Source organism: Mycobacterium sp. (genome assembly GCF_032159765.1).
Taxonomy (GTDB): Bacteria; Actinomycetota; Actinomycetes; order Mycobacteriales; family Mycobacteriaceae; genus Mycobacterium.
Map to the genome: position 1 here is coordinate 1 of NZ_JAVHWM010000129.1, position 11942 is coordinate 11942.

General features: G+C 62.7%; 8 protein-coding genes and 1 pseudogene. 7 read left to right on the forward strand and 2 right to left on the reverse strand.

Annotated features, from left to right (window positions below):
* Positions 1–227, forward strand: a pseudogene (locus QOH60_RS14155) (Fic family protein); the annotation flags it as partial.
* Between the two features lie 495 nt (positions 228–722).
* Here QOH60_RS14155 and QOH60_RS14160 read toward each other — a convergent pair.
* Positions 723–1685, reverse strand: coding sequence for a zinc-dependent alcohol dehydrogenase family protein (locus QOH60_RS14160; RefSeq protein WP_526421326.1), 963 nt, complete (start codon positions 1683–1685; stop codon positions 723–725).
* Positions 1686–1932: 247 nt separating this feature from the next.
* Between QOH60_RS14160 and QOH60_RS14165 the strand changes: the two genes are divergently transcribed.
* Complete coding sequence (locus QOH60_RS14165; RefSeq protein ID WP_526421328.1) at positions 1933–3450, forward strand: hypothetical protein; 1518 nt, start codon at positions 1933–1935, stop codon at positions 3448–3450.
* Positions 3451–3581: 131 nt separating this feature from the next.
* On the opposite strand, the gene QOH60_RS14170 is transcribed toward QOH60_RS14165, so the two are convergent.
* Complete coding sequence (locus QOH60_RS14170) at positions 3582–4667, reverse strand: GGDEF domain-containing protein (protein WP_526421330.1); 1086 nt, start codon at positions 4665–4667, stop codon at positions 3582–3584.
* A gap of 644 nt (positions 4668–5311) precedes the next feature.
* Here QOH60_RS14170 and QOH60_RS14175 point away from each other — a divergent pair.
* From QOH60_RS14175 to QOH60_RS14195, 5 genes are all read left to right on the forward strand, one after another.
* Positions 5312–6538, forward strand: coding sequence for a flavin-containing monooxygenase (locus QOH60_RS14175; RefSeq protein ID WP_526421332.1), 1227 nt, complete (start codon positions 5312–5314; stop codon positions 6536–6538).
* 36 nt (positions 6539–6574) lie between these two features.
* Positions 6575–7918 (forward strand): FAD-binding oxidoreductase, encoded by a 1344-nt coding sequence (locus QOH60_RS14180; RefSeq protein ID WP_526421334.1) that lies wholly within the window; start codon positions 6575–6577, stop codon positions 7916–7918.
* Positions 7915–9186 (forward strand): FAD-dependent oxidoreductase, encoded by a 1272-nt coding sequence (locus tag QOH60_RS14185; RefSeq protein ID WP_526421336.1) that lies wholly within the window; start codon positions 7915–7917, stop codon positions 9184–9186. The genes QOH60_RS14180 and QOH60_RS14185 overlap by 4 nt, the downstream gene beginning before the upstream one ends.
* Positions 9186–10277, forward strand: coding sequence for a methyltransferase (locus QOH60_RS14190; protein WP_526421340.1), 1092 nt, complete (start codon positions 9186–9188; stop codon positions 10275–10277). Before QOH60_RS14185 ends, QOH60_RS14190 begins: the two co-directional genes overlap by 1 nt.
* 277 nt (positions 10278–10554) lie before the next feature.
* Complete coding sequence (locus QOH60_RS14195) at positions 10555–11880, forward strand: hypothetical protein (protein ID WP_526421338.1); 1326 nt, start codon at positions 10555–10557, stop codon at positions 11878–11880.
* Positions 11881–11942 lie beyond the last annotated feature (62 nt).

An 11942-nucleotide genomic window follows, 5' to 3' on the forward strand; every position in this document is an offset into this window, starting at 1 on the left:
TCGCCGATCTTCTACTGCGCCGCCCGGTCATCAATACGGCACTGCTGACCGAGGAGTTGGGCATCGAGTCGAAGCACGCGCGCCGATACCTCGAACCCTTGTCGGGGGCAGGCATCATCATCGAGACGAGCTCGGGCACACGCAGCCGCGTCTGGCGCTCGCCAGAGGTCATCGCAGCACTCGACGCCTTTGCCGACCGGGCGCGCCGGGGCGGGCTGGGACGATGACGGGCAATAGATGCCGCTATTCGAACTTGCGATCACTTGACCCCCAGTCGGCAATTAGCCGAATTTCCTTGTGTTGTAACGGCTTTCGTGGCTGCTTGACCAGCACGAAGCCTCTCAAGCCGTCTCCGGTCGGCTCACCCGATTCGCACCCGCTTGTCACAACGATGTGACACGTCCGTGGAGAAGCCGTCGGTGGCCTGTCATTCCGACCACTTGACCCTAGTAAATCGCGGTAACGCGTTTCCGCTGGTCACCACAAGTGCCCGTCGGTTTGCGGCGATGCGAGGCGTGCACAGACACGCAGGTCGTTCATCACCGCGCATAACGTGTGGTCCCCAATTGGTCCCCAACCTTCTGATCCGTAGGTACTCCGAATTTTGCGTTGGTGCGATTGGGAGCGTTTCGGAGACATGTGCATACAGTCTGTTTACAGATGGCGTTCGCAGGCAGGACGGTCTATGAGGGCTTGAGCGTAACGTGCTGTGCCTGGGAGTGTTACGCCACTTTCAGCAGGATTTTGCCGCCACGGAGGAGATGTTGCACCGCGTCCTGGATGTGCTCGAGGGGGTACACGCCGGCCACGGGGACAACGAGGGTGCCGTCGGCCACCAGCGGTGCCGCCTCACGAATGACAGGCACCACCTTGTCGCGGTGGTCGAAGTCGCCGACAAAGAATCCGCGGACGGTGAGGTGCTTGCCGACCAGTGTCGAGGTGTCGACCCACATGGGTTCGTCCCTGGCCCAGGAATAGCTGACCAACCATCCACCGTCGGACAGCAATTCGAGCAGCCGCGCCACCCCCGCACCACCGACGGCCTCCACTGCCAGCGCCACTCGCGCGTCGCCGATCAGTGCTCGAACATCGCCGACCGTATCGGGGTCATCGACGTGGACCACGTCGGCCCCGGCTGCTGTGAGCTCGGCGAACGTTGCGTCGTCACGGGCTAGGTTGATCGTCTTCAGTCCACGAAGTTTGGCTAGCGCGATCAATGACCGTCCCACACCGGAGTTCGCGGCGTTCTGAACCACCCAGTCACCGGGCTGCAGCGGGGTGCATTCACTGAGCATCAACCCTGCCGTCGGGGGGTTGCTGCCCAGCATCGAGTACTGCTCGATGTCGCCGCCGGGCGGGAGTGCGAACAGGCCGTCGGCGGGCAGGACGAGGCGCTCACGCCACGCACCGGCATACAGGGGTAGCACGACCAGATCGCCGACGTGAAGTCCATCGACCTCGGCGCCAGTGGCAAGCACGCGGGCGACCCCCTCCGCGCCTGGTATGTGGGGCAGGGGTGGTCGCGCCAGCATGCCGGCGATAACCAGTAGGTCGTGTTTGTTCAACGGCGAGACCTCAACGCCCAACAGAACCTCATGCGGACCCGGTGGCGGCGGCTCCTCGATGTCGACGAGGCGGAGCACCTGCGCGGGGTCGCCGAACTGTTCAATTTGGATGGCGCGCATATTAATTCCTCTCCATCGAGGCGGGGCCGCTGTGTGGGCGTGCCTAACGGATACGCTCTATTAACCCGCCGGAAGCTGTCAACGACCGACGGCGCTTCAGAGTTGATTTCCGCGCCAAGGGCTCGGTCATGCCCGATAGGGAATCAAGATTGCCCCGAAGGTCGCCCCTAGGCGCCTCACACCGAACGCACAGGCTCGGAAATATGGAGCTGGTACCGACAGCTTTTCACGGTCGGTAGGAGCAGTCATGAATGACTCAACGCGTGCCAGCGGTGATCCTGTCGCATCACAACTCGAAAAAAAGGTGCCTGCGCAGAGCGAGCTCGTGCCCGAGGTCGACGACGCTGATGCCCTCGATGCCCGGACGATAATCGCGTTGCAGTGCGTGGCCGGGAGCGGGGCGAGTGAGGCGACCCCTCCCGACACGAAGGCGCCGTCAGATCGTGATTCGCAGCCCGCCGTCGCTCGCGCTCATCCCCTCGACGCGCGGACGATCATCGCCCTGCAGCGCTTGACCGGCAACGCGACGGTTACCAGACACGTCATGCGAGCCCGCGTTGGCCCGCCATATGCGGCCGGACGAGCATCCCCGCTCGTCGGTTCCCAGTACGCGCGCCCCGGGCACGCCAGCATTCAACGTCAGAATCATTCCGGCCAAGACCCCGCCGTCCCGGCTCCGAGCGGAGGCGACAGCGAAACTGAAGAGCGCTACCGGTTCGACTATCAGGGTCGGACCTACGTCATGACCAAGGCCGAGCTGAACGACTTCAAAAGCCAGTTGACGAACAAGCTGCGCGATGGAGAAGGTTTCTCGCTCAAAAACAAATATCTGCTTCTAGTCGACAACTGGGGCACTATCAGACTGCTCAACGAGCAGCACCGAGTGATCAGTTGGTTCTGCGAATACTTCAGCGGCGGCGCGTTGGACGACGGTGTGCTCGACACTGCCCAGGCTCAGGTCGAGGAGGCATGGGCGGCGCTGGACGGCAACGACATCGTTGCGGCGACCGAGAGGCTAGCCCTCGCCGAGGCCGCGGTCAACGAAGCGGTCGACCACCACAACACATACATGAACGCCCTCTACGGCGGCGGCGAGACGACCATCACGTTGCTCGAGATCACCCAAACTGCAGCATTCGCGGTGGCCTCGGTGGCGGGCGGCGCGGCCTTGATGGCCGCAACCGAAGTGGGCGTCGTTGCCGCATCAGCGATTTCCGGGGGCGGCACAGCACTGCTAGGTAGCCTTGCAACCCACGTACCGCAGGCAATTGGTGGCGAGGAGAAGATCGGCGAGGCTGCTATCAAGATCATCCTCGACACCGGTCTGAACGCGGCGGGTGCGGCACTAGCCGCGAAGGTGTTGCCTGGCGTGACTGAAAAGCTTACGGCCAAGATCGCGAGTTCGATCAGCAAGGAGGTCATGGCAAAGCTCGGTGAAAACGCTGTCAGACAGCGGATCAACGACGCGCTCGTCGGCGGCCTGGGCAATGTCATTCAGGGGATCTTCGGCGACCTACGCGGGTTGGTCACATCGGAAACGACCTGGGTGCAGTTCATCGAGCACATCGTCACGAACCTTGTCGCCGGCGGCATCATGGGCGCGTTCGCGGCCAAGATGCCGTGGAGCCGCACGGAGCACGCATGGAACAAGATGGTCGGCCGTGCCGGAGATCCCAAGGTGGAGCTCAGCCCCCGAGAGCTGGAAAGAATCTTGGACGATGTGCAAAAGGGCTTGGAGGAAGCGCTCGCGTCCGCGGCAAAGTGACACGCGGACGCCCCGCAGTGCGCCCGCGAGCCGATAGCGTATTGGCGCTGTCCAACAGAAGGATCGGTTGACTGGTGTCTAGTCGCCAACCCTACCGGTAGCCGGACCATATATTTGGTCTGGTCAGCCGTTCACCCGTGGTGGCCAGGCGCCGGGATATCGTCGTGTCGAATCTGGTTGCCGCCGGCGCGTTTTGCCTCATACATCGCGCGGTCGGCGGCCTCGATAAGGCCCTGAAGCGTTGGACCGATGTCGGTGTCATCTACCGCGAGTCGGACGGTACTGAGCCCTATGCTGGCCGTAACGCCCCAAGGTGCCGTGGCAATGGCCTGACGCATTGCCTCCGCGGTTTGAAGCGCTTCTTGCGCGGAGAGCGTCATCGCGGCCAGGAACTCCTCTCCGCCGACCCGCGCGATGAGCGTTTCCTCGCCACCTGCGTGCCGCAACATGTCAGCGACCTCGATGAGAATACGGTCTCCGGTTGCATGCCCGTGAGTATCGTTGATGCGCTTGAAATTATCGAGATCGATCATCAGGATGCTGAGACGCCGCCCGCCCTTTCCCGCCGCGACGAGCTTCGGTGTCGACCGATAAAAGCCCCGTCGGTTACGCAACCCGGTCAGTGAATCAGTCGACGACGTCATTGAGACGACCGAGAGCCAGTGCACGAGTACTTGACCGCAGAAGGGTACGGCGAGGACCCCCGTGGTGAGGAACAGCAGTTTGGCCGCGGCCATTGGTAGGTCGTCGGTGGCGGAGATTCGTGCGGTGCATATCAGGGCAACGGCCAATGCGCTGCCGAGCGTGAAAACCAGGAGCCGAGCGGAGTGCAAGAACGCCACATAGCCCGCCAGGCCACCAAATGCGGCGCAGACCATTAGTCCGGTGCCCGGGTTGGGTTGCATGAGGCAAACCACGGCAATGGCTGTGGTCCCGGTGATCGAGAACAGCCGCGAGCACAACCGCGTGGGCCAGGTGAGTAGCCACACTACCGACATCGCCACCAGGCTGGCGACGACCGCGATGCCAACTACACGCTGGATCGTGGATTGCAGACCTAGTGGGCTGATCACCAGGAGTGACGTCGCCACGGCCAGGTTGGCCATGATTGCGACCATCAAGAAGCGCACCCCGAGTGCTAGGTTGCGGGCGGCAAGGTAGTCCGACAGCCAGTCATAGTGATCTGGCTGTCGCCACCACAGTTGGATCCAGCCCACTTATCGACCCGCCCGATGCGCGAGCGCGCCTATGACTTCCCCCGGCCGTTTCCCCACGTTTCTCCAGCTGTCGTCACGCGCAGTCTCCCTGATTGGCCGCGTCAGCGCTCGTCAGCGAACAACTTAGTGGTGACGAGCGGGGTGCGGGCCAGATCGATCGGCATGCGTACTCCAGGTGACTGCTCGCTGCCCAGTTTGATGATCGGCGACTCAACCTGTGATCTTGCTGGCAAGCCCCGTCTCCACCCGCTTGACGTCACAACATCAATCGAGACGCGCCGGAGCGTGCCAGTGCACGATCGGATTGCCGTCGGCGGTTGCGCACCATCATGAGGAACCCTGCCTGCCTGTGTCGACGCAAACGGTGGCAGCCCTAGCTGCGCATCTAGCGATTTCCCAAGTACCGCAGCCACATACGAGCACGAGGGCACGATTCTCATAATCCGGCGCCGCTTGAACGTTGCCACCGATGATCGTCCACGTGACACATGTCACCAATCGGATTGACGCCGTTCAGCGCGTTGGCGTGAACCAAAGACCGTTTCAGATCGTGTTCCTAGCAAAGAGACCAGAGGGAGGATTGCCGTGTCGTCAGTGTGTTCTCGTCGCGCGCAGTTGGTCTGTCGTCTTCTCTGCACGCGACGATGACAGCCACAATCATCGACAATCCCGATGTCGTTGTGATCGGTGCGGGTCCGGCCGGTCTCGCCGTCGCGCGCGAGCTCGAGCATCACCACAGTGTGAGACCACTGGTGTTGGACCGCGCTGCGGCACCGGCGATTTCGTGGCGCACGCGCTATGACAACTTCCGCCTGAACACGAACGGATTCTTGTCACACCTTCCTGGACAACGGATTCCATTGACGGCTGGCCGATGGCCCACCAAGGAAGACATGGTTAGCTACTTCGACCGATACGCCCGCCGACAGCGCATCGCGCTGCAGCTCGGTTGTGACGTCAGCCGCGTCGACGTCGTGGCAGGCAAGTGGCACGTCGAGACATCGTCGGGTGACATCCCCGCGTCGGCCGTCGTCCTCGCCACGGGCAACTATCGGACGCCGACGATCCCTCGGTGGCCCGGCATGAGTTCTTTCGACGGGGAGTTCGTGCACTCCGGCGATTTCTCCAACGCCTGGCCATATTCTGGCCGCGACGTGCTCGTCGTGGGCGCGGGCAACTCCGGCGCAGACATCGCGGTCCAGCTAGCTGACGCCGGCGCGCGCCGTGTTTGGCTCGCCGTGCGCACACCGCCACATCTGGTACGGCGGGCCATGGGACCCATTCCCTCCGATGTCTTTCTCGAGCTGTTCGCCCGAGTCCCCGCGAGGACAGTCGATCCAGTGATCGGCCGCCTCAACCGCCTCTTATGGGGGGACTTATCTCCTCTGGGCTTCGGCACGCCGCCGCTTGGGCTGAAAGCGACAGTCGAACAACGAGGCCGCATCCCGACGCTGGCCGATGAGCTGATCGACCGTGTGCGGGCCGGTCGCGTCAAGGTCGTCGGTGCCCTCACGGCAATCGAAAATGGCTGCATCCTTCTGGCCGACGGCAGCTCCATTGCGCCGGAGGCGATCATCGCCGCGACCGGCTTCAACCCGGATCTCGAAGGTCTGGTGGGGCATCTTGGTGTTCTCGGGGAGGACGGCAACCCGCGCGGTGGATTCGCATCCCACCTCCGGAACGGACTGTTCGCCATCGGATACGGCATTCCGCCCAATGCCCCACTCAGGGCAATCCGTCTGAACGCCACGCCGTTAGCACGTGAGGTCGCCGCCTATCTCGCAACCGCATCGTCCGCGGATGGCGTCGAATACGGCCACACAAGTAAATACAGGAGCCTTTCCAGCTCGACCAAGGCAGCGTCGCCCTGACCACCGATTCCATGCGATGAAACACAAGGAAACACAATGGCTTTACTGACCGCCGAGAGATTCTTCCTCCGTGAGGAGCACGGATACGAGACGGCCCGTCGACAAACCGTATGGAACGGCTTAGTTCCGGACCGTTTTCCCGACGTGATCGTGCAAGCCCAAAATGCCGACGACGTCGTCGCCGCGATCCGCTATGCACGAGCCCATGACCATCAGGTCGGCGTACGGTCGGGCGGACACAGCTGGGCAGCCAATCACCTTCGCGATGGTGGCCTGCTCCTCGACGTCAGTCGCCTCGATCACTGCAACGTCGACGCTAGTCGGCTCACGGCACAAGTGGGTCCGGGCAAGATCGCGAGCGAGTTCGCGAAAGAGCTTGATTCGCAGGGCCTTTTCTTTCCCGCGGGCCATTGCGAAGGCATTTGCCTCGGTGGCTTCCTATTGCAGGGCGGATACGGGTGGAACAGCAAGGTGCTCGGGATGGCCTGCGAGAGCGTGCTCGGGCTGGACGTCGTCACCGCAGAGGGTGAGCAAATCTACTGTGACGCCGAGAATCATCCCGACCTCTATTGGGCGGCGCGCGGCGCAGGACCAGGCTTCTTTGGAGTTGTCACCTCCTTTACGCTTCGGCTTCACCCGCGCCCGCCCGCCGTGGGCACGTGCCTATACGTGTATCCGATCGAACTCGCGGAGGAAGTATTTACCTGGGGACGCTCGATCGTCCCCGAGGTCGACGACCAAGTCGAGCTGCAGATATTAACTACGCGCAGTCTTCCTGGCATCGGACTCGACCAGCCAGGTATCGTCATCGCGTCGCCGGTGTTTGCCGAGTCCGAAGAGAAAGCGGCGAAAGCCCTTGCGGTGCTTGGGACATGCCCGGTTGTCGATCGTGCGATAGTCAATGTGCCGTATGCGCCCACCACTTTGGCCGACTGGTACGGCGTCATTATGACGAACTATCCCGAGGGTCATCGCTACATCGCCGACAACATGTTCACATCGGCCTCCAGCGAAGAACTGCTACCGGGCATCCGCAAGATCATCGAAACCATGCCCCCGCATCCTGCGCACTTCATTTTCACGGGCTGGAAACCGTCGTCGATCGATCGCAGGGAAATGGTGTGCGGCATGGACGATGAGATCTACATGGCGCTCTATTCCGCCTGGAAGGATCCTGCCGACGACGAAAGGTACGGTGACTGGGCGGGGTCGAACATGGCGGCAATGTCGCACCTAGCGACATGCACTGCTCTTGCTGACGAGAATCTCGGGCGGCGCCCGTCGAAGTTCATTACCGACCAAAACATGGCGCGTCTGGACGCTGTGCGTGCGGCGTACGACCCGGAGAATCGGTTTCACAGCTGGATGGGCCGGCCGTGAACAGATCGCTGGACGCAAAACCGGCTGCGCCGCTTCGGATTCTCGTTGTCGGCGCCGGTGTAGGCGGCATTTCCGCTGCTCGCGGATTGTTGCGCGACGGACACGACGTCACGGTCTTCGACCAGCGGCCGCAACCGCAACCCGGCGGCGGCGCGGTGACCATCTGGTCCAACGGCGCAACGGTTCTGGCGCAGTTGGGCGTCGATATGGACGGGGCCGGTGAGCTGCTGTCGTCACTTCGGGTCATGCTGTCCAGCGGCCGCCGGCTCAGCACTGTGGACTTGGCTGCGATGGTCGACCGTATGGGTGCGCCGATCCGGATGGTCCCACGTCGAGTTCTCCTCGATCGGTTGATGGAAGGCTTTCCGTCCCATCGGATCCGATGCAATTCCCGCGTCGTCGACGTCTTCACGGGCCGCAACGGCGTGCGTATCGGGTTCGAAGACGGCACAACGGCCGAGGGGGACGTGCTCATCGGTGCGGACGGCTTGCACTCGGTGGTGCGAGACGTCGTCGGCGCAGAGCCCGCACAGCCGACCGGCTGGTGCAGCTGGCAGGGTCTGGTCAGTCTGCCGGACTTGGCCGACAAAAACGTTGCGCTCAATGTCATTGGTGCGCATGGAAACCTCGGCATCTGGCCGGCTGGAGGTACCCAGGTGCAGTGGTGGTTCGACCTGCCATGGTCGGCCGACTCGGTCAGGCCGGCACGCCCGATCGACATGATCCGATCTCATTTCACGGGATGGTCGGACTCGGTTGATCGAGTACTTGCGGTATTGACCGACGACGATCTCGCTCCTTCCCCTTACCCGCACTTTCGGCATCCGATTCCTGACGGGACGCAACAAGGTCCCGTCACATTGCTTGGTGATGCCTCGCATACGATGCCGCCCTTCCTCGCGCAGGGGACCAATATGGCCCTCCTCGACACGATGGTCTTGTGTGAAGCGCTCTCCGGCCGCCGAGAGGACACGGGCCGCTCGACGATTGATGTGTCCCGCGCGCTCCGTTGGTATGAGAAGACGAGGCGACGCAAGGTCGCGGCCGTGTCGTGGCTGGCGTCTGTGCAGGTGTCCCGGAGTGAGTCCGTGCTGAGGCCGGCGGCGATGATCCCGGACCGAACAATGACATGGGCACTGACGACATTTCTCCGCTTAGTGAGTCACCGCCGCACGTCCGCGAAGATCAGCCGGCAACTTGAGGCCGCCACCACCAACAGACTGATTAACGGCGACGAAGCGCTCGCCCGGCGTAGCCAGTGGGCGTGATGTCGTCAACCAGCAGGGTCCCTCCTGCCAGACTCGCCCGCCTCGTGGAGCGGATTCGCCATCTCTTGCTCCGGCTTCATCAACGGCTGGTGCCCGCGCCCGCCGCCATGATGGAGATGATTGTCGCCACATGGATATCGCAATCCATCACCGCCGCAGCCCAACTCGGTATCGCCGATGCGCTCGCTGACGGGCCATTGCCGGTCGCCGAGTTGGCATCCCGGGTCGGCGCGGATGCGGACGCGTTGAATAGGCTTCTGCGGGCATTGGTCAGCCGGGGCGTGTTCCGCCAGCGTCACGACGCCCGATACGAGCTGAATTCGCTTGCGAGAACACTGTGTTCCGACGCACCCGTCTCGTTGACGCATGCGGCGCAGTTCTACGGATCGCGGGAGCAACGCGAGCGGTGGACAGAGCTCGTCGAGTCAATCCGGACGGGAAATACGGTCGTCCCCGGTCTGCGCGGTAAGGAGGCGTTCGACTACTTCGCCGACAAGCCCGAGCTTGCCGAACTCTTCAATCAGACGATGACAAGTATTTCCAACCTGACGCTGGCGCCCGTGGTCGCCGGGTACGACTTCAGCCACTACGCGACGGTCGTCGACGTCGGTGGTGGGCACGGATCGCTGCTTGCAGCCATTCTCGAGGCGGCGCCGGATTCGCGGGGCATCCTCTATGACCTGCCATCGGTTGTCGCCGACGCCCCCAAAGTGTTTTGCGAGCACAATGTTGCCGACCGGGTACATATCACCGAAGGGTCATTCTTCGACCAAATTCCGGACGGCGGTGACGCATATGTCCTCAAGAACATCATGCACGACTGGGCCGACGAGAAGGCCATCAAGATCCTGCGGAACGTCCGCGCCGCGGCCGATGCGAGGGCCACGGTGCTGCTCATCGAGTTCGTCATCCCCGAACACCACCGTGATTTCCCTGGAAAGTGGGTGGACCTGGAGATGTTGCTGAATTTAGGAGCCCGTGAACGCACGGCGGCCGAGTACGGCGACCTGCTCGGGAAGGCTGGATTTCGGATAACACGGGTGGTGCAAACCGCGTCGCCGCTCAGCGTCGTAGAAGCGAGAGTCGGGTAGCGACGCCTCCACGAGGAACGCGACACCGCGAGGTAGCTACCGTGTCGAGTTGGACAGTGGGTGGCCTGCGACGACGTCGTCTCAGTCGAAACATCCGAAGCGAATGTTTAGCTCTTCCCGCGGTGAAGACCGACCACGGACCTAGTCGTCAATAGATTCGTACTGCGTTCTTGAGGCAAAATTTGCTGTATCTCCGGCGCGCCGAGCGTTGATTCGACACGCCGCTAAGTAGCCTGAAGGCGCTCACAGACTTACGGCATACCGGAGGGTGAAGCGGGTGAGTGACGATCCGCTGATTGATGCGATGACAGGTGCGGTCGACAGCGCCCCCGATTCCGTCGTGCTCAGGGTGCACCTAGCCCAACTCCTGTTCGACAGATCCCGTCACGCCGAGGCGATAATCCAATGCGGTGTCGCTTTACTCCGCGATCCAACGCATAGGACGGCATTGCAGGTACTCGAGCGGTGCGCATTGGCCCTGACAACCCAGGCACGATTCGCCGAAGCCAGGCTAGCGACCGAAAACCAATCGTCGCGCACGCCAACGAGTCCCGATCACACACTCGACCTCGGCATCGTCGAACCCATCCCCGAGTCCGCCGACATCCGACGCGGACGTCACTCTGCGGGCGACGAACTTGACTACGACGAGGCTCGTGACGACATACCGATCAACCACCTCGAGTTCGACCGGCTCCTCCACCCGGTCGCTCCCGCTGGCAACGGGTGCTGCGCCACGCCATCCACGCGGAATCGGCTCGCTGACACGGTGGGACGCGCAGAGGTCGCGGCTTACCGAGCTGAGGTCGTGCACGCACTCGTCGACTTCACCGAGTGTGACATGGACGACGTGGATGTCGGCCCGGCAAGTTTCACGTCGACACCCGAGGCCAACCAGCTCATCCTCGACGATCCGTTTGCCTTCCTCCTCGGGGTCGTCTTCGACCAGTGCATTCCCACCGAGTACGCCTGGCGCGCGCCGCATGACCTCCAGCAACGCCTCGGTCATCTCGACCCGTTCCGGATCGCGAAAGACCACCAAAGCGTCCGGCGCGCAATCGGATCAACCTCGATGCGGTCAGCCGATGACATGTCGGCAAAGGTGGTGTCGGTGGCACAGTTCGTGTGCGATCGATACCACGGGGACGTCGAAATCATCTGGCGAAACAACCCCACCGCTCGCGACGTGCACGACCAACTCAGTCAAATCCCCGGCATCGGACCGCAGAAGGCGGCGATGGCCGTGCAGATGCTTCGACGGGACTGCGGCGCCGCCATCCGAGACGTGCCGGGTTCCGACATCGCCTTTGACATGCACGCCCGGCGAGTTCTGCTCCGCACAGGTCTGGCCGAGGTCGACGAGCTAGGTCATATGCAGGCGGTCGTGCGCGACGCCGACCCGACGCGCGGCGCCGGAATCGGTCTGCCCGCGTGGCAGATCGGCAGGACATGGTGCCGAGCGGAAATCCACTGGTGCGAATCATGCCCGCTAACCTCGGCGTGCCCCAAGCACATTGAAAGTTCACCAGGCGCAGCGCCACTGAACCGGTCAGCCGGCAACGGCGCGTCGTCGTCGTACCGGATCGCCGGTGACTGCGCCTGACTGGGCATCAGGCCAAAAAGCAGCAACTTAATCCGCATCTCCGAGCGTGCAGTGTCTAGACC

Coding starts and splice junctions, on each gene's coding strand:
- QOH60_RS14180 (WP_526421334.1), top strand. CDS start 6,575: ATGGCTTTACTGACCGCCGAGAGATTCTTCCTCCGTGAGGAGCACGGA.
- QOH60_RS14160 (WP_526421326.1), bottom strand. CDS start 1,685: ATGCGCGCCATCCAAATTGAACAGTTCGGCGACCCCGCGCAGGTGCTC.
- QOH60_RS14190 (WP_526421340.1), top strand. CDS start 9,186: ATGTCGTCAACCAGCAGGGTCCCTCCTGCCAGACTCGCCCGCCTCGTG.
- QOH60_RS14165 (WP_526421328.1), top strand. CDS start 1,933: ATGAATGACTCAACGCGTGCCAGCGGTGATCCTGTCGCATCACAACTC.
- QOH60_RS14175 (WP_526421332.1), top strand. CDS start 5,312: ATGACAGCCACAATCATCGACAATCCCGATGTCGTTGTGATCGGTGCG.